This window comes from Halolamina salina, assembly GCF_054653455.1.
On record NZ_BAAIGE010000002.1, the window covers coordinates 145,950 to 170,108 of the forward strand.

Annotated in this window: 28 protein-coding genes; 8 read left to right on the top strand and 20 right to left on the bottom strand. The window is 69.0% G+C overall.

What is annotated here, in order from left to right; genetic code table 11:
* Positions 1-167: 167 nt before the first annotated feature.
* Genes ACYQZ5_RS01115 through ACYQZ5_RS01125 form a run of 3 tightly spaced genes read right to left on the bottom strand, consistent with a single transcriptional unit; the run spans position 168 to position 2,869 of the window.
* On the bottom strand, positions 168-1,331 hold the full coding sequence (locus tag ACYQZ5_RS01115; protein ID WP_379731831.1) for an acyl-CoA dehydrogenase family protein: 1,164 nt from the start codon (positions 1,329-1,331) through the stop codon (positions 168-170).
* Between the two features lie 55 nt (positions 1,332-1,386).
* The gene (locus ACYQZ5_RS01120) at positions 1,387-2,109 is read right to left on the bottom strand and encodes a type 1 glutamine amidotransferase (RefSeq protein WP_379731830.1); all 723 of its coding nucleotides are present in this window, start codon (positions 2,107-2,109) and stop codon (positions 1,387-1,389) included.
* 49 nt (positions 2,110-2,158) lie between these two features.
* The gene (locus ACYQZ5_RS01125) at positions 2,159-2,869 is read right to left on the bottom strand and encodes a phosphoribosyltransferase (RefSeq protein ID WP_379731829.1); all 711 of its coding nucleotides are present in this window, start codon (positions 2,867-2,869) and stop codon (positions 2,159-2,161) included.
* 106 nt (positions 2,870-2,975) lie between these two features.
* Between ACYQZ5_RS01125 and ACYQZ5_RS01130 the strand changes: the two genes are divergently transcribed.
* Complete coding sequence (locus ACYQZ5_RS01130) at positions 2,976-3,797, top strand: amidohydrolase family protein (RefSeq protein WP_459844849.1); 822 nt, start codon at positions 2,976-2,978, stop codon at positions 3,795-3,797.
* 137 nt (positions 3,798-3,934) lie between these two features.
* Here ACYQZ5_RS01130 and ACYQZ5_RS01135 read toward each other — a convergent pair whose 3' ends face one another.
* Entirely contained in the window at positions 3,935-4,849 is a 915-nt protein-coding gene (locus ACYQZ5_RS01135; RefSeq protein WP_459844852.1) for a glycosyltransferase family 2 protein, read from the bottom strand.
* Between the two features lie 87 nt (positions 4,850-4,936).
* Here ACYQZ5_RS01135 and ACYQZ5_RS01140 point away from each other — a divergent pair, with 87 nt between their 5' ends.
* The 3 genes from ACYQZ5_RS01140 to ACYQZ5_RS01150 all read left to right on the top strand — a co-directional run bounded on the left by ACYQZ5_RS01140 (position 4,937) and on the right by ACYQZ5_RS01150 (position 6,324).
* Complete coding sequence (locus ACYQZ5_RS01140) at positions 4,937-5,329, top strand: PPOX class F420-dependent oxidoreductase (RefSeq protein ID WP_379732153.1); 393 nt, start codon at positions 4,937-4,939, stop codon at positions 5,327-5,329.
* A gap of 41 nt (positions 5,330-5,370) precedes the next feature.
* Positions 5,371-5,553, top strand: coding sequence for a DUF7987 family protein (locus ACYQZ5_RS01145; protein WP_379732152.1), 183 nt, complete (start codon positions 5,371-5,373; stop codon positions 5,551-5,553).
* A gap of 66 nt (positions 5,554-5,619) precedes the next feature.
* Complete coding sequence (locus ACYQZ5_RS01150) at positions 5,620-6,324, top strand: class I SAM-dependent methyltransferase (protein ID WP_379732151.1); 705 nt, start codon at positions 5,620-5,622, stop codon at positions 6,322-6,324.
* On the opposite strand, the gene ACYQZ5_RS01155 is transcribed toward ACYQZ5_RS01150, so the two are convergent.
* From ACYQZ5_RS01155 to ACYQZ5_RS01200, 10 genes are all read right to left on the bottom strand, one after another.
* On the bottom strand, positions 6,325-6,732 hold the full coding sequence (locus ACYQZ5_RS01155) for a TRAM domain-containing protein (protein ID WP_379732150.1): 408 nt from the start codon (positions 6,730-6,732) through the stop codon (positions 6,325-6,327).
* 74 nt (positions 6,733-6,806) lie between these two features.
* Positions 6,807-7,487, bottom strand: a complete 681-nt coding sequence (locus ACYQZ5_RS01160) for a YkgJ family cysteine cluster protein (protein ID WP_379732149.1) — start codon at positions 7,485-7,487, stop codon at positions 6,807-6,809.
* A gap of 48 nt (positions 7,488-7,535) precedes the next feature.
* A complete protein-coding gene (locus ACYQZ5_RS01165; RefSeq protein ID WP_379818713.1) occupies positions 7,536-8,324 on the bottom strand; it encodes an MBL fold metallo-hydrolase in 789 nt (262 codons plus the stop codon).
* A gap of 505 nt (positions 8,325-8,829) precedes the next feature.
* Positions 8,830-10,551, bottom strand: coding sequence for a radical SAM protein (locus tag ACYQZ5_RS01170; RefSeq protein ID WP_379731217.1), 1,722 nt, complete (start codon positions 10,549-10,551; stop codon positions 8,830-8,832).
* A 53-nt stretch (positions 10,552-10,604) separates the two neighbouring features.
* Positions 10,605-11,135: a hypothetical protein gene (locus tag ACYQZ5_RS01175; protein WP_379731218.1), complete on the bottom strand. Its 531-nt coding sequence runs from the start codon at positions 11,133-11,135 to the stop codon at positions 10,605-10,607.
* A gap of 45 nt (positions 11,136-11,180) precedes the next feature.
* Entirely contained in the window at positions 11,181-12,014 is an 834-nt protein-coding gene (locus ACYQZ5_RS01180) for a DUF429 domain-containing protein (protein ID WP_379731219.1), read from the bottom strand.
* Positions 12,015-12,056: 42 nt separating this feature from the next.
* Positions 12,057-14,219 carry a (Fe-S)-binding protein gene (locus ACYQZ5_RS01185; RefSeq protein ID WP_379731220.1) on the bottom strand — a complete coding sequence of 721 codons (2,163 nt, stop codon included), beginning with the start codon at positions 14,217-14,219 and terminating at the stop codon, positions 12,057-12,059.
* Between the two features lie 63 nt (positions 14,220-14,282).
* On the bottom strand, positions 14,283-14,987 hold the full coding sequence (locus tag ACYQZ5_RS01190; protein WP_459844857.1) for an energy-coupling factor transporter transmembrane component T family protein: 705 nt from the start codon (positions 14,985-14,987) through the stop codon (positions 14,283-14,285).
* A complete protein-coding gene (locus tag ACYQZ5_RS01195; RefSeq protein WP_459844859.1) occupies positions 14,987-15,706 on the bottom strand; it encodes an energy-coupling factor ABC transporter ATP-binding protein in 720 nt (239 codons plus the stop codon). The genes ACYQZ5_RS01190 and ACYQZ5_RS01195 overlap by 1 nt, the downstream gene beginning before the upstream one ends.
* A gap of 1 nt (position 15,707) precedes the next feature.
* A complete protein-coding gene (locus ACYQZ5_RS01200) occupies positions 15,708-16,292 on the bottom strand; it encodes a biotin transporter BioY (protein ID WP_379732575.1) in 585 nt (194 codons plus the stop codon).
* A gap of 102 nt (positions 16,293-16,394) precedes the next feature.
* On the opposite strand from ACYQZ5_RS01200, the gene ACYQZ5_RS01205 reads away from it, so the two are divergent.
* On the top strand, positions 16,395-17,000 hold the full coding sequence (locus ACYQZ5_RS01205; protein ID WP_379732576.1) for a conditioned medium-induced protein 4: 606 nt from the start codon (positions 16,395-16,397) through the stop codon (positions 16,998-17,000).
* 1 nt (position 17,001) lies between these two features.
* On the opposite strand, the gene ACYQZ5_RS01210 is transcribed toward ACYQZ5_RS01205, so the two are convergent.
* Positions 17,002-17,196, bottom strand: coding sequence for a hypothetical protein (locus ACYQZ5_RS01210; protein WP_379732577.1), 195 nt, complete (start codon positions 17,194-17,196; stop codon positions 17,002-17,004).
* Between the two features lie 78 nt (positions 17,197-17,274).
* On the opposite strand from ACYQZ5_RS01210, the gene ACYQZ5_RS01215 reads away from it, so the two are divergent.
* The gene (locus ACYQZ5_RS01215) at positions 17,275-17,955 is read left to right on the top strand and encodes a CRISPR-associated protein Cas4 (RefSeq protein ID WP_459844862.1); all 681 of its coding nucleotides are present in this window, start codon (positions 17,275-17,277) and stop codon (positions 17,953-17,955) included.
* A gap of 16 nt (positions 17,956-17,971) precedes the next feature.
* Here the strand turns inward: ACYQZ5_RS01215 and ACYQZ5_RS01220 are convergent, their stop codons facing one another.
* Genes ACYQZ5_RS01220 through ACYQZ5_RS01230 form a run of 3 tightly spaced genes read right to left on the bottom strand, consistent with a single transcriptional unit; the run spans position 17,972 to position 19,375 of the window.
* Positions 17,972-18,556, bottom strand: a complete 585-nt coding sequence (locus ACYQZ5_RS01220) for an L-threonylcarbamoyladenylate synthase (RefSeq protein ID WP_379818584.1) — start codon at positions 18,554-18,556, stop codon at positions 17,972-17,974.
* A 43-nt stretch (positions 18,557-18,599) separates the two neighbouring features.
* The gene (locus ACYQZ5_RS01225) at positions 18,600-19,109 is read right to left on the bottom strand and encodes a redoxin domain-containing protein (protein ID WP_379730607.1); all 510 of its coding nucleotides are present in this window, start codon (positions 19,107-19,109) and stop codon (positions 18,600-18,602) included.
* 5 nt (positions 19,110-19,114) lie between these two features.
* A complete protein-coding gene (locus tag ACYQZ5_RS01230) occupies positions 19,115-19,375 on the bottom strand; it encodes a glutaredoxin family protein (RefSeq protein ID WP_379730594.1) in 261 nt (86 codons plus the stop codon).
* Between the two features lie 137 nt (positions 19,376-19,512).
* On the opposite strand from ACYQZ5_RS01230, the gene ACYQZ5_RS01235 reads away from it, so the two are divergent.
* On the top strand, positions 19,513-20,907 hold the full coding sequence (locus tag ACYQZ5_RS01235; protein WP_379730595.1) for a hemolysin family protein: 1,395 nt from the start codon (positions 19,513-19,515) through the stop codon (positions 20,905-20,907).
* 223 nt (positions 20,908-21,130) lie between these two features.
* Here the strand turns inward: ACYQZ5_RS01235 and aspS are convergent, their stop codons facing one another.
* Positions 21,131-22,432, bottom strand: coding sequence for an aspartate--tRNA(Asn) ligase (gene aspS / locus ACYQZ5_RS01240; protein ID WP_379730596.1), 1,302 nt, complete (start codon positions 22,430-22,432; stop codon positions 21,131-21,133).
* A gap of 115 nt (positions 22,433-22,547) precedes the next feature.
* Between aspS and ACYQZ5_RS01245 the strand changes: the two genes are divergently transcribed.
* The gene (locus ACYQZ5_RS01245; RefSeq protein ID WP_379730597.1) at positions 22,548-23,438 is read left to right on the top strand and encodes a hypothetical protein; all 891 of its coding nucleotides are present in this window, start codon (positions 22,548-22,550) and stop codon (positions 23,436-23,438) included.
* Here ACYQZ5_RS01245 and ACYQZ5_RS01250 read toward each other — a convergent pair.
* Entirely contained in the window at positions 23,435-24,136 is a 702-nt protein-coding gene (locus ACYQZ5_RS01250) for a phosphoglycerol geranylgeranyltransferase (protein WP_379730598.1), read from the bottom strand. The two genes, ACYQZ5_RS01245 and ACYQZ5_RS01250, sit on opposite strands and share 4 nt — an antisense overlap.
* Between the last annotated feature and the right edge of the window lie 23 nt (positions 24,137-24,159).

Genomic DNA, 24,159 nt, shown 5'->3' on the forward strand with positions numbered 1-24,159 from the left:
GCGCGACCAGCGGGAGGGACGAGTGAGCGACTGAAAGGAGCGAACGAGTCGGCTGGGGAGGTCTGAGGGCTGTGCGGTCGCAAATGGTCCTGCTCACTCCGCGGTGACGTTCACACCGGTATCAATGAAATCAGATCGATGACGACCCCGCCAGCAACTCGAAACGACTACTCGAAGGCCGGAATCCCCGTCAGATCCTCGCCGAGGATCAGCGTGTGGATGTCGTGGGTCCCCTCGTAGGTGTACACCGTCTCCATGTTCGCCATGTGCCGCATCGGCGAGTGGTCGGCCGTGATCCCGTTGCCCCCGAGCATCTCCCGGGCGACGGGCGCCTGCTCGCGGGCCATCCGGACGTTGTTGCGCTTGGCCATCGAGACGTGCTGGGGCCGCAGGTCGCCGCGCTCTTTCAGCTCCCCGAGGCGGTAGGCCAGCAGCTGTGCGGTGGTAATCTGGGTCGCCATCTCCGCGAGCTTCTCCTGCTGAAGCTGGAACTGTCCGATCGGGCCGCCGAACTGCTCGCGGTCGGTCGCGTACTGCCGCGCGGTCTCGAAGCAGTCCCGGGCGGCGCCGACGGCGCCCCACGCGATGCCGTACCGGGCCTGCGTCAGACAGGAGAGCGGCCCCTTCATCCCCTCGACGCCCGGCAGCACGGCGTCCTCGGGGACGCGGACGTCCTGCAGGCTGATCTCGCCGGTGATCGACGCCCGCAGCGACAGCTTCTCGTCGATCTCGTTCGTCGTCACGCCGTCCCGATCCGTCTCGACGAGGAACCCTCGGACTGGATCGCCGTCGGCCGAGCGGTCCTTCGCCCAGACGACGGCCACGTCGGCGATCGGGGAGTTGGTGATCCACGTCTTCGAGCCGTTGAGCACGTACTCGCCGCCGTCTTTCACCGCGTGGGTCTCCATCGCGCTGGGGTTCGAGCCGTGTTCCGGCTCCGTGAGGCCGAAGCAGCCGACCGCCTCGCCGGCGCCGAGGGCGGGCAGCCAGCGCTCCTTCTGTTCTTCGCTGCCGAACGCGTGGATGGGGTACATCACCAGCGCGCCCTGCACGGAGGCCATCGAGCGCAGCCCGGAGTCACACGCCTCCAGCTCCTGCATCAGCAGGCCGTACGCCGTCTCGGAGACGTTCGGCGAGCCGTACCCCTCGAGGTTGGGCGCGTAGAAGCCGAGTTCGCCCATCTCCTCGATCAGGTCCGTCGGGAACGTGCCGTCGAGCCAGTGTTGGCCGATGTCGTCGCGGACTTCCTCCTCGACGAAGCGGCGTGCGGTGTCCCGGATCAGCCGCTCCTCCTCGTCGAGGTCGCCCTCCAGTCCGACGTAGTCGAGCATGGCGGAGGTCGGACGGGCGTCGGCAAAAGCGGTTCGCTATTCGGGAATCCGACAGCTACGCGTCGGCTTCAGCGCTGACGCCCTCGTTCGCGACCCGCTCGGCGTAGCGGGCGAAGTTCTCGAACAGCCGCTTCGCCTCGCACGCCGCTTCGTAGTTCGCGGGCGTGATCTCTTCGAGCACGCCGTCGACGCGCTCGTCGCCGATCTGGTCGCGCTTCCCCTCGGTCACCTCGCGGGCGGTCGCGACGTCGTACTCGGGGTGGAACTGCACGCCCCACGAGTGGCCCGCGCGGAACGCGTGGACGCCGTACTCGTTCTCCGCGAGCAGTTCCGCGTCTGCCGGCAGGTCGACGACGGCGTCGCCGTGGGTCGTGAACGCCGTGAACGAGTCGCCGAGACCGTCGAGCAGTTCGTCGCCGTCGGCCTCGGGCCGGCGCTGGATCTCGTTGTAGCCGATCTCGAACCCGTCCATCCCGGCGACGCGGCCGCCGAGCGCCTCTGCGAGCACCTGGTGGCCGTAGCAGACGCCCAGGATCGGAACCCCCCGTTCGTGGGCCTCGGCGACCCAGTCGATCAGCGGCGGGATCCACGCCTCGTCCCAGTACACCGAGGATCGGGAGCCGGTGACGACGACGCCGTCGAACGCGTGATCCGCGGGGAGCTGTCCCTCGGTCACGTCGAACTCCGCGAGATCCGCGGGGATCTCCCGTCGGAAGTTCCGGCGGGTGTTCTCGCCCTCGTGGGCGGCGTTCAGAAGCGCGAAGCGGAGCCTGCTCATACGTACCGGTGAGCGGTGCCGCGGAAAGACGCTTTCGGCGGTGTGTGACTCAGGCCTCGCCGTCCTCGGAGACCAGCCGCCACTGCTCCCCCTCGCGTTCGAGGTAGCCGCGGTGGACCATCTCCGACAGCACCTCCTCCAGCCGGTCGGGCTGGGCGATCTCCATCTCGATCCGGTCGATCCCGTGGTGCTCGGCGAGCAGCGCCCGGATCTCGTCCTCGTCGAACGCCTCGGCGTCGTCCTCCTGGGCCATCGCGCCGGAGATCAGGTCGACCATGTCCTCGATGAAGTTCCAGGGGTACACCATCCACGTCCACTCCGAGAGGTACTCGCCGACGTAGTCGGGTTCGAACTCCGAGGTGCCGAGCAGTTGGAGCGTCGCGGTCCGCACCGTCCCTGGGTTCCGTTCCCGGACGTACTCGTCGGCGCGCTTGATCGAGCCGCCGGTGTCGGCGATGTCGTCGATGATCAACACATCCTTGCCCTCGACGCTGCCCTCCGGCATGGGGTAGCGCACCTCCGCGCTGTCGGATTTCTCCGCGGTCCCGACGTAGTGTTCCATCTTCAGGCTCGCCAGATCGTCGAGCCCGAGGAAGTCACAGAGACACCGCCCCGCGAACCAGCCCCCGCGGGCCAGCGCGACGACGACGTCCGGCTCGAACTCGTCGTCGCGCACTTCCTCGGCCACGTCGCGGCAGAGCCCGTAGATGTACTCCCAGTCGGTGATCGTGCAGTCGAAGTCCTCGGGGAGGTCGCTCATCGGTCCGTACGTCGGACGGCCGGCAGTTAAGGGTTCAGAACCCCGAACGCCGCGGGCCGCGCCCCGACCCATCCCTTTTTGCGTCACGGTGGGAACGGTTCAACGGATGCTGGAGTTGGAACACGGCTTCCGGGTCGCCGACGTACACACCCGCCTCGACCCGGACGAGGAGGCCGTCGCGGTCCGCGGCCGGCAGGTGTCCCCCGAGCGGCTGGAGCGGGAGATGCACCAGGCCGGCGTCGAGCGCGCGGCGGCCTCGCCCGGCCGCACGCCCGCCGACGAGGGGTACCTCCGGGCGAACAACGCGGTCGCGCGGCTGAGCGTGGACCGCCCGCTGCTGGCGTTCGCCCGCCTCGGCGGGCCGCGCAGCGTCCACCGCGTAGTCGGCCCGCTGGTCAACCCCATCGTGCGGCCGAAGTCCCACCACACCACCGCGGGCGACGTGGAGCAGTACGCCTACGACGACCGCTACCACGGGTTCACGCTCGACCCCGCTCACGACGGCCTCCCGACCGAGTCCGTCGTCGACCAACTCGCCGCCGTCGGCGACCCGGTGCTCGTCCACGCGGGGGCGGACTGCCCGCCCGACGCCGTCGCCGACACGCTGCTCGACCGGGGGTTCCCGGTCGTGCTCACCTCCTTCGGCGGCTACCCGCTGCAGGAGGAGCTGATGACGTCGGCGCTGGAGATGCTCGACGCGTACGACGATCTCTACCTCGACACCGCGTACGTCCCCGACCGCGACATCTTGGAGCAGGGGCTGCTCGAACACCCCGACCGGATCCTGTTCGGCAGCGGCGCGCCCTCGGTCCACCCGAACGTCGGCGTCATGGGCGTCCTCACGCTCGACGTGCCGGAGGATTCGATGCGCCGCGTGTTCACTAAGAACCCCGCGCGGGTGGTACCGGGGCTGTTACCCGACCTCTGAGTGTGGAGTCCGGCGGCTGCCCCTCGCCGCCTTCCACTTACGAGTCCGGCGGCTGACCGTCGCCGCCTCCTACTTACGAGTTCGGCGGCTGACCGTCGCCGCCTGCCACTTACGAGTCCGACGGCTGTCAGCCCCTCCTACCGCCGATCGTACGTCGCGACCGCCCGTTCCGTCTCGACGGAGAGCCCGTGAGGGTTGCGCCTATCGCTCCGATCCCGTGCCCGCGCGACCAGCCCGTCGACGCTCCCGCGGGCGATACCGGTGATCACGTCCCGGCCGCTCCCGAACCACGAGGAGGGGGTGCCTTCCCCGCCGAGCACCCCCCGGGCGGCCGCGGCGGCGTCGCTGGCGGCGTGTGCGAGCGTCCGCCGCGCGACGGTCGGCCGCGGCCCGTAGTTCTTCGTCAGCCGGTAGCTCAGCGACCGGTACTTCCAGTTCCGATTCCCCTCGTCCGGGCCGTGTGGTCCCGGCCCGTCGCCGGCGTCGTCGTCGCTCCCCGTCGCGGCCATCGCGTCGCGCCACGCCACGTCGTACCCCATGCCGGCGAGGCGGTGGGCCGCGTCGCGCGCGCCGCCGGTCCGGAGGTACTCGTCGAAGCCGTCCAGCGTCTCCCGCAGCGTCGAGGCGCGGAACGCGACGTTGTCGCCGTCGAAGTACGTCACGTCCCGGCCGGCGATGGTTCGATGTTCGGGGCCGTCGGGCGCGTCGTCGCCGCGGCTGGTCGGCCCGGTGACGACGCTCGCGGCCGCGAGCCCGTCCCGGATCGCGTCGACCCACCCCTCCGCGATCTGCAGGTCGAACCCCAGCAGCGCGATCGCGTCCCCGCTGGCGGCGGCGATGCCGGCGTTGCGGGCGACGTTGATACAGCGGTCGGCCACCTCGACGAGCACCTCCACGTCGTCGCGTTCCCGCACCATCCCGGTGGTGCCGTCGGCGGAGGGGCCGTTGACGACGACCACCTCCGCGCCGGGCGCACGCGCGGCCAGCGAGTCGAGGCTGGCCGCGAGCCGGTCCCGACCGTTGAGCGTCGGAACCACGACCGAGAGTTCCATGCTCCACCCTCATCCGGCCGAGCCTTAAAAACGTGGCCGGCCGAGGACGGGCGAACGCTTACGTCGGCCCCGCGCCATCGCCGGAACGTGATACCTGACTCTCACGTCGACATCTTCGAGTCCGAGTCGTTCGCCCACATCTCGACGGTCGGTCCCGACGGCTTCCCGCACGTGACGCCGGTCTGGGTCGACCACGAGGACCGGGAGTACGTGCTGGTCAACACCGCCCGCGGCCGGCGCAAGGAGAAGAACGTCCGGCACAACCCCAAGGTCGGGGTCTCGGTGTGTGACCCGGAGGATCCCTACCGCTACGTCGCGGTCCGCGGGGAGGCAGAGCTCACCGAGGAGGGGGCAAAGGAGCACATCGACGAGCTCGCACAGCGCTACTTCGACGTGGAGGAGTACCCACACCACGGCGAGGAGTCCGGCCCGCGCGTGCTGATCAAGATCCCGACCGAGCGGATCATGACCAGCGGGTAGCCCCCGGTAGTTTCTTTCCGATCGCCTCGCCAACGCCGCCTATGGTCTCCCGCGAGAACACGGTCATCGCCGCCTGCATCGCCCTCGCGATCGCGTCGCTGTACGTCGCGAACACGCTCACGACGCTGCAGCAGTGGCAGTCAGCGGGACTCATCCTCGGCGTCGGCGTCCTCCTGCCGACGCTCGTCAACGAGTTTCTCGACGGGCGGGAACCCGACCGCTGATGCCGTCGCCGCTCGCGGTTCGGCAAGCAGTACGGTTTTAGTGTTCGGCACGTGACTCCCGATAGCGTGAAGGGAAAGGAGTGGTACCAGGCCGACGACGTCGCCGAGGAGTACGACGCAAAGCGGTTCTCCCGCGGCGGCCGCCTGATCGACCGGCGGGAGAAGCAGGCGGTGCTCGACGCGGTCGGCCCCGTCGAGGACCGGGACGTGCTCGAGATCGCCTGCGGTACTGGCCGGTTTACCGTGATGCTGGCCGAACGCGGCGCCGACATCGTCGGGCTGGACATCTCGGACGCGATGCTGGCCCAGGGTCGGGAGAAGGCCCGACAGGCCGGCGTCGACGACCGCGTGGAGTTCATGCGCGGCGACGCCGCGCGGCTCCCCTTCCCCGACGATCACTTCGACGCGGTGGTCGCGATGCGTTTCTTCCACCTCGCGCCCACCCCCCGGAAGTTCATGGCGGAGATGGCCCGCGTCTCGAAGGAGCAGGTGTTCTTCGACACGTTCAACGACTTCAGCACGCGGGTGCTGTACAACCGACTGCTCCCGATGGGCTCACACCTCTACGGCCGTGACGAGGTCGAGGAACTGCTCGACTCCGCCGACCTCGAACTCGCCGGCGCCGACCACGACTTCGTGCTGCCGTACGGCTTCTACCGGAAGATACCCGACGCGATGGCGGGGCAGTTCCGCAAGCTCGACACCGCGATCGGCGGCTCGTCGCTGGGCGAGAAGCTCTGCTCGGTCACCTGGTGGGACGCCCGAGTGTAGCTACTCCTCGATTATCTCGCCGACCGCGAAGTTCGACTTCACCTCCGTCACCTCGATCTTCACCCGCTCGCCCACGTCGGCGCCGGGGACGATGATCACGTAGCCGCGCTCGACGCGGGCGATCCCGTCGCCCTGCTTGCCGATGTCCTCGACCTCGACGTAGCGAACCTCGCCCTTCTCGACTGGCGGCTGAGGCTCGCCCTCGCTCGTCGTGGCGTTCGCGGACGTGGTGGTCGTGTTGCCGTCGCTCGCGCCGGCCTCGCCGTCGATCAGGGCGACACGGTAGGTGTCGCCGGCGGTGAGCGAGCCGCGCTCGATCTCGCGTTTGGGCACTTCGACGACGTACCGTTCGCCTTCCTCACGCACCGTCGCACTGAACAGACAGAGGAGTTCGTCGGAGATTTCCATAGCTGAGACTCGGCTACGACCAGTCCCCCCTGCGTAATATGTGTACCGCTCTCACGGTACCCCTCGGCGCGCGGTCACTCGGTCCGCTCGACCGGCGTGCCGTCTGGGCGCTTCGCGCCTTCGGAGTCGTGGACGACGATCTCCCCGTCCTCGGTCGCGACCGGCTCGTAGTTCTCCCGGAGCGAAATGGCCTCCTCGAGCTCCCGGATCGCACGTTCCTTCAGCGATTCAGCCAGCGCTTCGGCCTCCTCCCGGGAGATATCCCGCCCCAGCCCCTCGCACTCGTGGGCGCGGACGATTCCCTCCGAGTCGACCGGGTCGCCGGCCGGCTCGGCGGTGCCGTCGAGCGCGACGCTGAACGGGTACGTCTCACAGATCAGAGGCCGGTCCGGGTGGACCGTACACGCGCCGAGGCCGTCCTGCTCCTCGTAGAAGACGCAGTCGCCGCAGGCGTCGGTCTGCAGCGCCCACTCGAACGTCTCGCCCTCGGGGCCGTCCTCGCCCTCGGAGAGCCCGTAGGGCATGGGGCGGGCCACGTCGCGCCACTCGCGGTCGCCGTCGCCCGCGTCCTGCAGCGTCCGGATCTCGTCGGGGAACACCGTCGCGGTGTGCGGTTCGGTGTCGCCCTCGGGCGTCTCCTCCCGCGTACAGCAGGCGCCACAGCGCGTGCACTCGAAGCCGATCGACTCGATGGCGTCGGCGAGCACGTCGGTATCGAGCCCGCGGGCACGCTCGAGCTCGTCGGTCAGGGACACGGAGGCTCTCGGCGGGCGGGCGGGAAAACGCCGTCGCCGCGGGCGTGGTCACGCGGGCGCGACCCGGCCCGTCTCGGGCCTCCACGTCACTCGTCCCTCCACGGCCAGCTTCTCGACGTGGGCGCGGACGGTCGCCCGCGCGAGGTCGCGGACGCCCGAGACATCTTTCTCGTAGGCGGCGTCGACGACCGACTCGAGGTCGGTCGCACCGCCCCGGACCGCGTCGAGGACGGCCCGCTCGCGGTCGAGTCGGTGGCCGATCAGGCGTTCGAGCGTCTCGCGGGGAGTCGGATCGCCGTCGATCACGGGACCGTGACCCGGCAGCAGTCGATCGGGATCCCGCGCCCACAGCCGCCGGAGTGCGGTGAGGTACGCCCGCAGGTCGCCCTCCGGCCCGCCGACGACGACGCTGCCCTCCGCGACCGCGAGGTCGCCCGAGACGACGGTCCCGTCGCCGAGATCGAACGCGACGTGATCGACGGCGTGGCCGGGCGTGTCGAGCACTGTCACCGGGCCGGCGCCGGTCCCGATCTCCGAGCCCTCCCGGATCTGCCGGTCCGGCTCGACGCCCGTCGCGGCGGCGAAGCGCTCGGGGCGGCGGGCCAGCAGTTCGGCGCCGGTCTCGGCGGCGTAGTCGGCGACGGCGCCGACGTGGTCCGGGTGGGTGTGGGTGACGGCGATCGTGCCGACCTCGTGCTCCTCGACGAGCGCGTCGAGTTCGTCGGTTCGGCCGGCGGGGTCGACGAGGACCGCCGGCGACTCGCCGACGAGATAGGCGTTGGTCGCGCCCGTGGGTGCGCGGGTCTCGACGGGAATCGAGACGCGTTCGACGTGCATGGGTCGGTGTTTCGTGGGCGGGGGTAAATGTTCGACGGGGTTGGTGCTCGTTCGTGTGGATCCTTCGTCAGCAACTACGACAGCATCTCGTTCGTTGGCTACTGGGACAGCACCCGCGACAGCACCTCGTTCGTAGACTACTTGCGACCGCAGTGTGCCGAGCACGAGGCTCGGCACAGCACCGATTCCCCACCCCTCCCCCGCGGGCCGGCGACCGCTGCCGGCCCGCGGCGTCCACCGCCACCGCACCGCCGCGGCTGTCGGCGCGAAGCGGACGCGGCCCTGTGCCGCGTCTCAGCGCGAGGGACGAACGAGCGAAGCGAGTGAGTCGGCTGGGGAGGCTCGTGGGCTGTGCGGAGCGGTGCGGTTACAAGTGGCCAACGATCGAGTCGCTGTCGCGGTCGCCGTTCCGCTCGACACCGACCGAGCTACGACGGCTGCCACTACTCCAGCCGTCGACGATCCAAGGAGCGACACCGACTCCTACTCCAAAGAATCAGAAAACTCAGTCCGCCTGTCCACCAACGTCCGGCGTCCGCGTCACGTCGATATCCACGTCCCCAACGGTCGCGAACGGCGAGAGGTCAACGTCCGCGATCTCGTCGACCTCCGACACCGAGTCGTACGGCCGCGAGACGACGATATCCCCGGCGCGGCTGTCGCTGACGCCCGGCACTGCGGCGAGTTCGTCCATCGACGCCGCGTTCACGTCCAGCGGGTACGGCACGCCCGTCACCGAGCGGTAGCCGTGATCGACGATCGCTACGTCGATCGTGCGGTCCAGTTCGCGCTCGCCGGGGATCCCCACCAGCAGCGGATACGTCCCGAGCTGGCGACCGAACGTCGTGCCGTCCTCGTGGTACTCCAGATACACGTCCGGCAGCACCGTCCCGGGCGGCACCACGCGCTGGAGCATCGGGTTGTCCACCTGCTCGCGCACCTCGCGCTTGTACTCCTGGAACTGCTCTTTGTGCTCCTTGGCGATGTCCGCCCCGGTGTCGCTCATCTCCGTCCCGGAGAACGCCATCACCTGCCGGATGTTGATCCGGCGGAGCATCAGCCCCTCGTCGTACACCTGCCGGAGGAAGCGACGGTTGTGGTCGTACGTCTCCGGGCGCTCGCCCGCCAGCCCGTGGACGAGGTTGATCCCCGGCAGCAGCTTCGGCAGGCGGTTCTCGTCCGGGCGCCAGCCGCCGGCCTCGTTCACCACCCGCACCGCCTCCAGACACTCCTCGGCGGTGACGAGGAGGTTGTTCTGCTCCTGCACGACGGGATCGGCGCTCTCGAGTCCGAACGCGGCCGTGTCGCCGGGCGTGTTGTGCTCGGCGATGATCTCGATGGCCTCCCGCGACGCCTCGGGGTAGTCCGTGATCGTCACGGGGTTCATGTTGTCGAGATGCAGCGTCTTCAGGTCCGGCGCCACCTCGCGGATCCCGCTGTACAGTTCGCGGATCGCGTCGGGGTTGGGCGCCTCGCCGTCGCCGCCGAACGCGAGGATGTCGGCCTGTCGGCCGAGCCGGAAGTGTTCGACGCCGTGGTCCGAGAGCCGGTCGACTTCGTCGACGACCGACGCGGGCGTCCGGAACGCGGGGTTGCCGTACAGCGGTTCGGTGCAGAACGAGCAGCGGTACGCACAGCCCCGGGAGGTCTCCATCTCCGCGATCAGGTACTCGGGGTGGTTGGGGTGTTGTTCGACGACGAACGCGCCCTTGGCGGCCCAGCGGTCGAGTTCCTCGTTGTCGCGCATTCGGTCGTTGAACCCCTCCAGCCCGGAGTCCACGAGGTCGTACGCCGCGGCCTCGATGTCGCCTTTCGCGACGAACTCGTAGTCGAGGTCCTTGCGCTCCATATCCTGTGCGCCGGCGTTCTCCTCGCCGACGCCGAAGCGGACGGGACCGCCTAAGAGGGTGGTGCCGTCGGCGGTCCACGCCAGTTCCTTCACTTCGTCGGGCTCGGCGGGCGTGCCGCCGACGTAGGAGCCGGGGACGGTCATCCCGCCGACGTAGATGAACAGGTCGGCGGTCGATACGTCGCCCCACTTCATTCGGTCCTCGCGGAGTTCGTCGATCGTGTGGTAGGTGATCTGCTCGCGGGGGACGCCGGCGTCGACGAGCGCGCCCGCGGTGAACCGGGGGTAGGTGGAGATGTACGGCGGCACCCCGAAGTGGGCCGGCTCGTCGACGTAGCCGTCGACGATGGTAACGGAGAGCGAACCGGGGTCGGTCATACCTCGGCTTGTCGGTCGACGGGTAAAACGCGTGTGGTGCGGGGCCTGAGCTCCTACGTCGGCAGCTTCGGGATCCACCAGTACTTCCAACGCGTGTGCTTCAGCAACAGCTTCGCGCCGCCGAAAAAGAGGAGATACGTCGACGCCACCCACGCCAACGAGAGGAGCACGATCCGCTCGGGGTTGACACCGTACCGGAGAAGGGGGGCGTCCATGTGAAACATCGGATCCGGTATCGGGGTCCCTCGCAGCCGGAAGTAGAGGTTAGGGAGGTACAGGGTGGAGAACCCACTCAAGAAGAGGTTCCACACCACCCATCCGTAGGCCGACAGCGTCGCGACCCCGAGGAACGTTCCGTAGACGACGTTCGCGACTGCCGTCGCCCGTACCCGCGTGACCCGGCCGGCAGTCGAGTCCGCGGCGATCCCCCCGCCGACTCCGAGCACCTCGACGGTCTGGTCGAACGTGACCAGCCAGAGTGCGACTCCGAGCACCGGGACGAGCAGGTTCAGCGCGAGCGGTCGCTTGAACGGTTTGAACAGCGCCCATTTCGAGACCTCGGTCGTCGAGTCCCCCTCGCTCATCGTTCACGCCTCGGTCGGGTGGTATAAACTGTTTTCCCGGCCGAGTCAGACGTAGATGTAGCCCTCCTGCTCATCGTAGTCGTCGTCGTAGGCGAAGTCGTTCTCCGCCGCGCGTAAGACTCCACCGGCGGCGATCACGGCATCGAGTGCGTCACCCTCTGAATCGTTTAGCAGGCGGTTCCGAAGATCATCATCGATTGTCAGTTCTATCTTGGTTTCGAGTGCATCGAGGTTCTTCTCTCGCTTCTTGCGACTCTCGTCGGTGTCCTTCTTGTAGTTCTCACGGGTACTCTCGTCTGTGTCCAGGTCGTTGAGGACGCCAGCAGGGTAGGTCTCCAGCACGGTCGGGCGCTCGCGGTCGTCGTCCGGCTCCTGCATCGGCGGGACGCGGACACTGTCCGAAAGCACGAGAGGACGGAGTACATCCCTGATTCCGTAGAACGTCTGTTTATACAGCATATAGTTGTACGCGGCGAGTCCGTCATGCTCCTCTTCGATTCTCCGCTTATACTCGACCTTGCCTTCGTCGAGCCGTGATCCGCGGGCCTGACACCGACGCCTGAACTCGCTCGGGCTGGCGAACGCTCCTGGGAACTCCAGCAGGAACGTCTCCCAGTCGTCGACGCCGACGATCTGCTGAGGGAGTGCGAACGGAAAATCGAGGCCGGTGACAGCGTTCGGGGTTAGTCCAGCAAGATATTTGGTCAGCTCTCTCAGCGTGGGGTCCCGTTTCTTCGTCCCGAAACACTCTGTCGCTGGGTTACAACCGATCAACTCTGGCTCGTCACCCGTACAGTCGATCTCGGCAATCCAGATTTTCTTCCCCGCTTCTTTCGCCCCACTGAAGTCGACTCCGAAGACTGTATCGGGACCGTCCATACTCATCGCTCACCCGACAGCCGAAAAGGTGTTCCGCAGGCGTCAGTCCGCGCTCGCCGCGGTCGTCCCGTCGTCGGCGCCGACCGACGCCAGCGCGCCCTGCGAGTCGAGCGCCTCCTCCACCAGTTCCGCCACGTCGACGATCTCGAGGTCGTCCTCGAAGCCGCCGGTCTTGCGGCCGTCCTCGAACATCGTCGTACACATCGGGCAGGCGACGACGAACTTCTCGATGGCGTCGCCCGCGTCCGTATCTTCGATCCCCTCGCGGAGGCGCTCCTCGCTGGGCTTGGGTTCGTCGTCGAACTCCATCCAGAGGCCGCCGCCGCCGCCGCCACAGCAGAACGAGTCGTCGCGGCTGCGGGGCATCTCGTGGAGGTCACAGCCCGTCGCCTCGATCAGTTGGCGGGGCGCCTCGTACTCGCCGTTGTACCGCCCGAGGTGACAGGGGTCGTGGTAGGTGACGGTGTAGTCCAGATCCGCACCGGAGAGGTCGAGTCGGCCGGCGTCGACCAGATCGGAGACGACCTGCGTCCAGTGGAACACGCCGATCTCGCCGTCGGCGTTCCACTCCCCGTCGTACTCGAACGGCATCACGGGGTCGTCGGCGAACTCGGCGTAGTCGATCTCGGGGTACTCGTTTTTGATCGTGTTGAACGAGTGGGGGTCCGTGCAGACGATGTGTTCGAACTCGCAGTCCTCGAAGGACTCGACGTGATGGCCCGCGAGTTCGAGGTAGAGGAACTCCTCGCCGGTCCGGCGGATGTCGTTGCCGTCGTACTTCTCGTCGTCGAACAGGATCCCGTAGCTCACGTCGGCGGCCTCGAACACCCGGGCCAGCGCGCGGGCGACCTTCTTGTTCCGGTCGTCGAAGCTCGGGTAGTCGCCGACGTACCAGAGGTACTCTACCTCCTCCTCGCGGGCGTCGGTCACGTCGAACTCCAGTTCCTCGGACCAGTCGCCGCGCTTGCGGTTGGGGTCGCCGAACGTGTTGCCCTTCTGCATCACGTCCTGGAACACGTCCTGCAGCTCCGAGTTCACCTGCCCCGTGTCGACGAGCTGACGGTTCATCTTCGTGAAGCTGGTGAGGTGCTCGATGTCGACCGGACACGCGTCCATACACGCCATACAGGAGAGGCAGGACTCCATCGTGCTAGCGTCGATGACGCTCTCGCCGCCGTCGGCGATGATTTCGACCTCCTCGTCGCCGGCGTCGACCTCCTCCCGGTAGCTCTTCAGGTCGAGGATCACGTCCCGCGGGTCCAAATCCCGGCCGGAGGCGTTGGCCGGACAGACCGAGGAACAGCGCCCGCATTTCGTACAGGCGTCCTGATCCAGCGTCTCGCTCCAGGTGAAGGAGTCGATGGACTCGGCGCCGGTGTCGGCGTCGAGATCGGCAGGGACGGAAGGCAGCCGCGCGCCCGCCTTGTCGTCGCTGACGACGACGTTCGCGAAGCTGGAGATCATGTGGAACGGCTTCGCGTAGGGGACGAACGCGATGAAGCCGAACGCGATCAGGGAGTGGGACCACCAGCCCCACCAGTAGAGCGCCTCGGCGCCGCCGGCGTCGATGCCGGCGGCCTCGATCACCATCGCGACGAAGTAGCCGACGAAGCTGACGTTCTCGAAGTCGGGGAACCCCGTCGCGCGGATGCGCAGCCCTTCGAGCAGGTAGCCGCCGGCGCCCAGCGCGAACAGCGTCCAGACGAACGCGTCGTCCTCGAGGCTCGTGTGTTTCCCCCAGAGCCGCCCGTCACGCCGCGCGTAGCGCTTGTATATCGCCATCCCGACGCCGACGACGAACAGCAGCCCCATCGCGTCCATCACCAGCGAGTACGCGAGGTAGAAATCGCCCTGGAAGAACGACGAGCCGGTGACGAGCCGGTACACGTCGATGTCGAACCCGAGGATCGTCGTCCCGATCAGCAGCGTCAGGAACCCCCAGAGGATGAACGCGTGCATCACCCCGGCGTAGATGTCCCGATCGAACTGGTTGCGGTTCGAGAGCACGGTGCCGGCGGCGTCGACGACGCGGGCGGGCAGGTCGTCGAGCCGCGGGAACGGGTCCTCCTTCGCCCGCGCGTAGCGACGGAACCGCTCGTAGACGCCGACGGCGAACACCAGGATCGCCGCCGCCGCGAGGAAGTAAAACGCCGCCTTCCCCGTCGGCGAAATCGTCCAGAACGTCTCGCGCGTCTGTGCAAGCATACCCTGTGTGCTGCGCTGCCGCCACCTAAATGGTGCCGACTGCGAGCGGCCGGCCTCGCCGGCTCACCCGAACACGTACGCCACCAGCGCCGCCGCCACCGCCAGCGCCGGCACGTCGACGCGCCGGAACCGGAGCCGCGGCAGCGTCGCGTTCCACGAGAAACACCGCGCCGAGAGCGCCGCCGCCAGCCGGTCCGCCCGCGCGAACGCCCGGTTCAGGCCGGCCGCACCGACGGTCCGTAGCCGCTCGCGAGTCGGGCGCTCGTCGCCCAGTCGCGCCCGCTCGGCGTCCTGAATCGCGGCCACGTCCCGGCGTAGCAGGGGGAGAAAGCGGAAGACCAGCCCCACGCCCGCACCTAGCAGCCGTCCCGGCTTCCCGGGGATCGCCCACTGCACCGCGGCGCGGGACTCCCGAGCCGCGGTCGTCCGGACGTAGCCGGCCGCGACGGCGACGATCAGCAGCGTCCGGTAGCTCGCGAGCAGGGGGTCGACCGCCGCAGCCGGCTCGATCCACGGCGGGCCGAGCGTCACCAACTCGAACAGCACCGCGGCCGCGAGCAGCGGGAGCAGGAAGCGGTAGCCCCACAGCACCGAGACGGGCGTGAGATGCGCGCTCGCGAGCGCCACGCCGGTCACGACGGTCAGGACCGCCAGCCCCTGCGGGTCGGTGTGGGCGAACGCGGCGGCGGCGAACGCGAGCTGGACCGCCAGCTTCGTCCGCGGGTCGAGTCGGTGGGCGAGCGAGTCGCCGGGCTCGTAGCGGAGCATCAGTCGGCTGTCGCCTCGGTTTCGGGGACGCGGACGCCGTAGTCGGGCAGTTCGGCGGCCGCCTCGTCGGGGGGTGCGTCGACGACGACCCGCCCGTCGGCAAGACAGACCACGCGCTCGGCGTCGCCGAGCAGGTCCCGGAGGTCGTGGGTGACCACGATCAGTCCCGTGCCGTCGGCGTGAAGCTCGCGCAGGTGCCCGAGCAGGCGGTCGCGTGCGGGCGAATCGAGCCCGGTGAACGGCTCGTCGAGCACGAGGTGGTCCGGCTCCATCGCCAGCGCCCCCGCGACCGCGAGGCGCTCGCGCTCGCCGCCCGACAGCGACTCGATCCGGTCGGCCTCGCGGCCGTCGAGCCCGACCGCGGCGAGCGCTTCCTCGGCCCGACGGTCGATCTCGTCGTGACCGAGGCCGAGGTTCTCCGGGCCGAACCGCACGTCGCCGCCGACGGTCGCCGCGACGAACTGGTCGCGCGGCTCCTGGAACGCCATCCCCACCGTCGTTCGGGCGGCGACGGGATCCTCGGTCGCCTCGGTCCCGTTCACGAGCACGCGGCCCGCGTCGGGCGCGAGCAGCCCGTTCAGGTGGCGGACGAGCGTCGACTTCCCGGAGCCGTTCGCCCCGCAGAGCACGAGGAACTGCCCGTCGGGGATCGACAGCGAGACGCCGTCGACGGCGCGGGCGTCGCCGTACTCGTGGACCAGTTCGTCGAGTTCGAGCACGTCAGGTCGCCTGCACCTCGTCGGAGCGAACGATCCCGACGGCGGCGGCCATCTTCACCAGTTCGGCGGGAACGAACGCGACGCCCGCGGCGAAGACGGCGGCGACGAAGCTCGTGTCAAGGTAGTACCAGTAGACGGGGATGCCGAACCCGTAGATGACGAGGACGCCGACGCCCATCGCGGCCACCAGCCGCGGCAGCGAGACTGTTTCCAGATCGACCAGCCCGTCGGCGCCGTGGACGATCGCGCCGATCAGCGCGGCCGCGAACGGGTAGGAGAGCAGGTAGCCGCCCGTCGGGCCGAATATCTCTCCCAGCCCGGCGCTGGCGCCCGAGAAGACGGGCGCGCCCAGCACGCCGGCCAGCAGGTACAGCGCCATCGCGAACCCGCCCCACGCGGGGCCGAGGTAGATCCCCGCGAGGAACACGCCGAGCACCTGCGCGGTGACCGGGACGCCCGGGCTGAGCGGGTTGGGGAACGAGACGAACGCGAACGCCCCCATCAGCGCCGCCAGCAGCGCGGCGCGGACGAGGTTGACGGCGACGTCGTCGCCGACGAGGTCGACTGAGTCGGTTGCGGTTGACACGCCCGACGGTTCTCGTAAACCCACCTTAACGCTACGGTTTACGAGCACGCTCCCCCGGCGCTACCCAACCCTTATTCGCCCGTAGCACGTCTGTTCACCCCTATGGACGAACAAACCGAGGAGCTCCGGGACCTGTTCGTCGAGACCACGGGCGCCGAGGAGGTGACCGAGGATCAGGCCGAGGACCGGGGCGATCTCGCCGACACGGTCGCCGCGGAGGACGCCGAGGCGCGGATCCGGGAGCTGGTCGAGCGGATGCGCGAGCGGTACGCGTTCGAGTCGGGACTCGACGACGACGCGCTCGTCCGGGTGGTGACCCGGTTCTACGCCGGCGACGGCGACGCCGAGATCGCCGACGCGCTGGGGACCGACGAGGCGACGGTGTTCCGGGCGCGGATGGACCTCCACCTCGTCCGCGAGAGCGACCGCGAGGCACCCCTCCCGATGGACGAACTCCGGGAGCTGATCGTCGAGGACGTGCCGCTCGCGGAGCGAGCGGAACGACTCGACGCGGACCTCGACACGGTCGAGCACTACTCGCAGGTGATCGCGGCCGACCGGCGCTCGACCCGCGCGAACGGCCGCTTCACCGACGAGTTCGCCGAACTGCTGACCGACGCGGACCTCCGGGACAGCCACGCCGCCGACGCCCGCGAGTCGGGGCTGGCGGAGGCCGCCGAGGACATCGAGACGAACACCCAGCTGTAGCTCAGGCGCGCTCGTAGCCCCGACCGACCTCGAAGGTGATGGCGGCCAGAACCACCAGAACCGCCGTCGCGACGACCGCCTTCGCGCTCCACGCCGGGATCGTCCCCTCGGGAACGAACTGGCCGACGAGCAGCACCACCAGGAAAGGGAGCAGCGTTCCGACGGTCCGGCGACGGGAGCCCGGTTCTCGGGACATCGGGTTCTTGTTCGACCGCCGCGACAAAAACTGTTCTGGGGCCGAAAGTTCAAGTCGGATCACGGGACCACGCTCCCCGTGTCCCTCGTCGCCGCCAGCGACCTCGGCCGCGCCGCGTACTGCCCCCGCCAACTCTACTACGCCCGCCGGTCGGACGACCGCGGGCCGCCGGCGGAGGTCGAACGCCGCCGCGAACTCGCCTTCAGCTACCCCGAACTCCGGTCGGCGAGCGACGCGACGCTCGACGACCTCCCGCTTGCCGTCCCGCCCGCGGAGTACCGCGAGAACCTCGACGCCCTCGCCGCCGAACCGCTGTGGGACCGCCTCGTCGAGCCGACCGCTCGCGACGCGCTCCTGAGCGGAAAGGACTGCCGCGGCGTCGCCCACAAACTGCTCGCGGCGGGCGGCGACGACGATCCCGCCCCACCGATCCCCACGCTCGTCTCCGGGGGCGTCCCGCCGCCCGCGGGCGTCTGGGAGCCACAGTCGGTCCGTGCGGTCGCGCTGGCGAAGGCGCTCGCGTGGGAGCGCGAACGCGCGGTTCCGCGCGCCGTCGTGGAGTACCCCGCCGCGGGCGTGGTTCGGACCGTCCGGCTCACCACCCGGAAGAAGGCCCGCTACCGGGAGCTGCTCCGGACGGTGGAGACGCTCGACGGGCCGCCGCCGCGGCTCGACGATGACGCGAAGTGCGAGTCGTGTGAGTACCGGGAGACGTGTGGGGTGAAGAGTCGGTCGCTCCGGTCGCTGTTGGGGCTTTGAGCGCCGATGGGGTCGCTCAGTGCTCGGCCAGCCACTGCTCGACCTCGTCGGCCCCCCGGCCGCGGCGGTGGATCTCGTCGTTCCCGGGGTCGACGACCGTGCTCTCGCCGCCCGGGAGCTCGCCCCCGTCGACGACGGCACCGACGCCCTCACGGATCGCGTCGTCGAGTTCGTCGGGATGGGTCGCGTTGGCCGCGCCGCTGCGGTTCGCGCTGGTGGCCGTGATCGGCGCGAACTCGGAGAGCAGGTCGAGCGCGAGGTCGTGGTCCGGAATGCGGATCCCGACGCGGTCCCGCCCGGCGGTCAGCGCGTCCGGCACGTGGTCCTGCCGCTCGAGGACGACCGTGACCGGGCCGGGGAGGAACTCGCGCATGAACGCCTCCTCGCGCTCGGTCGCGGTGACGTGTTCGAGCGCCTCCTCCACGTCGGGCACCGCCATCGAGAGCGGGTCGTCCCGCGAGCGGCCCTTGAGGTCGTAGACGCGCTCGACGGCGTCGGCGGCGATGGCGTCGGCGCCCAGCCCGTAGACGGTGTCGGTCGGGTAGACCGCCAGCTCGCCCATCGCGAGCATGCTGGTGGCCTGAACGAGGTCGTCGCGCATACCCCGACTCCGGGGGCGGCGGGAAAAAAGCGAGCGATACAGCCTACAGCGACTCGATCGCGGCCTCGACCTCGTCGTAGTCGGGGAAGTCCGGCCACGTCTCGGCGACCCACGCGTACTCGATCGTTCGGTCGCCGTCGATCAGGAAGACGGCGGGGCGGTGCTCGGTGATCCCGGTCATCCCGTCGAGGTCGTGCTCGATGCCGTACGCCTCGGCGACGCCAGCGTCGGGGTCGGAGAACAGCCGTGCCTCCTCGCCGCGCTCGGCGAGCAGGTCCCTGTGCTCGTACGGCGAGGAGATCGAGAGTCCGACCACGTCGACCTCGTCGGTCCACCCGCGGTCGTCGATCTCGTTCCAGACGTAGGTGGCGGGGAACGCGCCGTCCATCGGGTGGGCGACCAGCAGCACGGGACCGTCGTCGACGAGCGAGGCGAGCGAGCGGTCCTCCCAGAACTCCTCGTTCACCAGCGGGCGGGTGAAGTCGGGTGCCTCGTCGCCGACCTCGGGGTGGTCGGCGTCGGGCAGGTCGACGACTTCGAAGTCCAGTCCCATCGCCATCAGGCCTCACCCCCGTAGGTCTTCTCGAGGTACTCGACGATGTTGCCCGACTCGGACATGGTGAGTCCGGTGTTCTCGTCGACGATGGCGGGCACCGAGCGCTTGCCGCTGATGCGCTTGACAACGTCCCGGTCGGAGTGCATCGGCTCGACGAACCGCGACTGGTAGTCGAGGCCGTACTCGTCCAGTTTGCGGACGACCCGCTCGCAGAACGGGCAGGCCTGGAGCCGGTAGAGCGTGATCGGTGGGTCCTCGGACATGGCTCACGCTACGGACGCCCGGCGCCTAAAGTCGTCGGCGACGGCACTGGTGGCACGCCCCCGAGCGGGCCGGAAACCGGCGGGTCTCACACGGGAGGGGAACGCTTAATCCGGATGCCCAATAATCACGACGGGAAATGGGCTTGCTTCCCACGGTCACCTTCGCCCTTAGCAGGGGCGTTCTGCAGCTACCGGCGTTCGGACAGGAGGCCAAGACGGTGTTCGGCGTCGCCATGCTGGTCGTCCTCATCGGGTTCTCCGCCTTCTTCTCCTCCTCGGAGATCGCGATGTTCGGGCTGGAGAGCCACCGCGTCGACTCGCTCGTCGAGGAGGGGGTCCCCGGCGCGAACTTGGTGCAGGACCTCCTCGCCGACCCCCACCGGCTGCTGGTGACGATCCTCGTCGGCAACAACATCGCCAACGTCGCGATGTCCTCGATCGCGACGTGGCTGTTCGGCTTCTACCTCTCGGAGGGGCAGGCGGTGCTGGCGGCGACGTTCGGGATCACGACGGTCGTGCTGCTGTTCGGCGAGAGCGCTCCGAAGTCCTACGCCGTCGAGAACACCGAGTCGTGGTCGCTGCGGATCGCCCGTCCGCTGAAGTGGGCCGAGCGGCTGCTGCTCCCGCTGATCGTCGTCTTCGACTACCTGACGCAGGTGATCAACCGCGTCACCGGCGGCGGCTCGGCGATCGAGGACTCCTACGTCACCCGTGACGAGATCCAGAACATGATCCAGACCGGGGAGCGCGAGGGGGTCATCGACGAGGAGGAACGGGAGATGCTCCAGCGCATCTTCCGGTTCAACCAGACGATCGCCAAGGAGGTGATGACCCCGCGGCTGGACATGACCGCGGTGCCGAAAGACGCCACCGTCGAGGAGGCGATCGAGGAGTGCATCCAGTCCGACCACGAGCGCATCCCCGTCTACGAGGGGAACCTCGACAACATCATCGGCGTCGTGAACATCCGCGATCTGGTGCGAGCGGCCCACTACGGCGAGGGCGACCCGGTGCTCGAGGATCTCGTTCAGGCGACGCTACACGTCCCCGAGTCGAAGAACGTCGACGAGCTGCTCGAGGAGATGCAGGACAACCGCCTCCGGATGGTGATCGTCATCGACGAGTTCGGCACCACCGAGGGGCTGCTCACGATGGAGGACATGGTCGAGGAGATCGTCGGCGACATCCTCGAGGGCGACGAGGAGCAGGCCATCGAGTTTGTCGACGACGACACCGCGCTGATCCGCGGCGAGGTCAACATCGACGAGGTGAACGAGGAACTCGGCGTCGACCTCCCCGAAGGCGAGGAGTTCGAGACGCTTGCCGGCTTCATCTTCAACCGCGCCGGCCGGCTGGTCGAGGAGGGCGAGACGATCGAGTACGACGGCATCCGCATCCGGGTGGAGGAGGTCGACACCACGCGCATCAAGCGCGCCCGGGTGACGGTGACCGAGGAGTACTACGAGGACGACACGGGCGAGGTCGACGAGGAGATCGCCGATACCGACGTGGACGCCGCCGACACGGAGTAGTTGGCGACCCGTTTTCGCGGTTCGGTTGCGACGTTCGCAGAAAATCAGTGAGGAGGCGTTTCGCCGTTCGCCCTTCGGGGCTCAGGCGCTGGCGATTCCGCGAGACTCCGTCTCGCGTCTCGTCAGGTCTTCGTCCTACGGACTCAGACGCTGACGATCTCGCGGGAACACGAGAAGACTCGCTCCGCTCGTCTCTCTGGCTCCCGCTCGCCGCGGGCGCCTCTCAGGGCGAGAGGCGCTGGCGATCTCGCGGGAACAGCACGGCCTCGCGGATGTTCTCCAGTCCGAGCATCGTCATCACGAGCCGCTCGCCGCCCATCCCCCAGCCGGCGTGGGGCGGCATGCCGTACTTGAACATCTTGGTGTAGTACTCGAACTGCTCGGGGTCCAGCCCCTGCTGTTCGAACCCTTCGACCAGCTTCTCGTAGCGGTGCTCGCGCTGCCCGCCCGAGACGAGCTCCATCCGGGGGTGCATCATGTCGAACCCCGTCGAGAGCGAGTCGTCGTCGTCCTGATCCTTGATGTAGAACGGCTTGATCTCGCTGGGCCAGCCGGTGATGAAGTAGAACGTCCCCACGTCCTCGCCGAGCGCGCGCTCTGCCTCCGTCGAGAGGTCGTCGCCGAACACGAGCTGCTCGTCGAGCTCGCCGGTGGCGTTGATGCGCTCGATCGCCTCCTCGTAGCTCAGGCGGGGGAAGTCACCCTCCGGCACGTCGAAGTCGTCGTAGCCGAGCAGGTCGAGCTGCTCCGCGCAGTTCTCCGCGACGGCCTCGTAGACGGAGACGACGATCTCCTCGGCGGCGTCCATCGCCTCGTGGTGGTCGGCGAACGCCGACTCGAAGTCGATGGAGGTCGCCTCGTTGAGGTGTCGCGGCGTGTTGTGCTCCTCGGCGCGGAAGATCGGGCCGATCTCGAACACCGTCTCGAGGCCGGAGCCGGCCATCAGCTGCTTGAACAGCTGGGGGCTCTGGTTCATGAAGGCCTCCTCGCCGAAGTAGGTGATCGGGAACAGCTCCGTGCCGCCCTCCGTCCCGGTGGCGACGATCTTCGGCGTGTTGATCTCGGTGGCGTTCAGGTCGCGGAACGTCTCGCGGGCGGCGCGCATGACCTCCGCGCGGATCTCGAAGATCGCCTTGACCTCCGGCTTGCGAAGGTCGAGCGTGCGGTTGTCGAGTCGGGTCGGGAGCTCGGCGTCGACCTTCCCGGAGGGATCGAGCGGGAGCTCGGGGTCGGCCTCGGCGACGACCTCGATCGACTCGGGCACGAGCTCGAAGCCGGTCGGCGCGCGCGGCTCCTCCTTCACGTCGCCGGCGACTTTGAGCACCGACTCGCGGTGGACGTTCAGCCCGGTCTCGACCAGCTCGTCGTCCATCTCGTCTTTCTCCAGCTTGATCTGGAGCTTGCCGCTCTTGTCCCGGAGGATGAGGAACGCGATGCCGCCCAGGTCGCGGATCTCGTGGACCCAGCCGGCCACCGTGGCCGACTCGCCGGCGTCCACGTCCGCCGCGTAGGTTCGGTCCTGCATGGACGAGCGTTCGCTCGGGGCGTCTTTAAACACCGCGTTTCGGGGGCGGAACTGGCCGAGCGGCCGTGCCCGACGCTGACGAAAGAAGTATGTCGGGGGCGCTTCGTTCCCCGCTATGCCCCTCCACCGACGCGGCGCGTTGGCGCTGGCGGCCTCGCTCCTGACCGGCGGCTGTCTCGGGATGGCCGGCAGGGCGTGTAGCTCGGGCGTCACCGTCGACGTTCGGTCGTTCGACCCGGTCGCCGAACTCGACGGCTGGCTGGTCGACCGCCAGCAGGACGCCGCCGCCGACGCCGTCGAGAACGACGGCACACGGCTGAGCACCTACGAGCCGTCGCCGTTTCAGGAGCCGACGCTCGTCCGCCACGACGGCGCGTTCTACCGGGCCTACAGCGAGCAGGTCGACACCACCGACGTCCCGGCGTTCGAGCTCTCCGCGAAGTGGCGGTCGGGACAGACCCCCACCGACGCTGTGCTCGTGCCGTTCGCGGAGCTGCCCGCGAACGACCAGCGGGCGTTCCGGATGGCGGTCCCCGACCGGCCGGAAGCGGGGGCGCCGATCAAGAAGTTCACCGTCCGGAACCACTCGGTCCCGTACCCCGACGGCGGCGACGGCTCGGTGCTGATCGGGAACACGACGTGGGTCGAGTGGGAGAACCGGGCTGTCCGCGTCGAGATCCCGGGCGAGCAGACCCGGACGATCCGGCGGCGGACGTACGAGATCACCGTCGAGCACGTCGCCGAGGACGAGGCGGCGTTCCGGGCCCACCTCGCCGAGGAGTACCTCCTCGACCTGCGCGACGTTCCCGATTCCCAGCGAGAGATCCTCCGGGACGCACGCGGCGACGACGTCTACGACGAGTGCAAGCCCCAGTCGGACGCGCTGGCGGCGCTGCGTGATCGGCTGGACGGTGCGACCCCGCTCCCGGAGCCCTACCCCGGGGAGTTGTACGTCGCGTTCGACGGCGAGCGCGACCGGCTCTTGGTGCAGGACTGGACGGTTTAGGCGTCCTTCGCGCCGTCGACGGTCTCGGCCACCGCGTCGACGCCCTCGTCGTGGAGCAGGTCGCCGACGACGACCGTGTCGGCGTGTTCGCCCATCTCGCGGGCGCTCTCGTAGTCGCGGATGCCGCCGCCGTAGAACAGCGTCGCGTCGTCGAGTTCGTCGGCCGCGGCGGCGACGGTTTCGGGGTCGCCGTACGTGCCGGAGTACTCGAGGTAGACGATCTCCTGCCCGAACATCCGCTCGGCGACGCCTGCGTAGGCCGCCACGTCCGCGGCGGTCAGGTCGCAGTCGGCGTCGGTGTACTCGGCGACGGAGGCGTCGGGGTTGAGGACGACGTACGCCTCGGTGTGGGTGTTGGCCCAGTCGAGGTCGTCGTCGATCCGGGCCCACTCCTTGTGCGCGCCGGTGATCCAGAACGGGTCGCCGGCGTTCAGGACGGTGGGGACGAGGTAGCCGTCGAGCGCGTCGTGGTCGATCACGACGCCGGGGTTGGAGGGTTCCTGGTAGATCGGCACGTCGTGGGCCGCGCAGGCGTCGACGACCCGCTGCATCTTCTCGCTGGTCACGTCCATCGTCCCGCCGATCTCGAGCGCGTCGGTGCCCGTCGCGGCGACGTCGTCGAACGTCTCGCCTGCCACCAGTTCCTTGTCGGGGTCCACCTTCAGAACGTGGTCCCACTCTGCCCACGGGCCGGTCATAGAGTCCGATGTTCGGTCCCCGG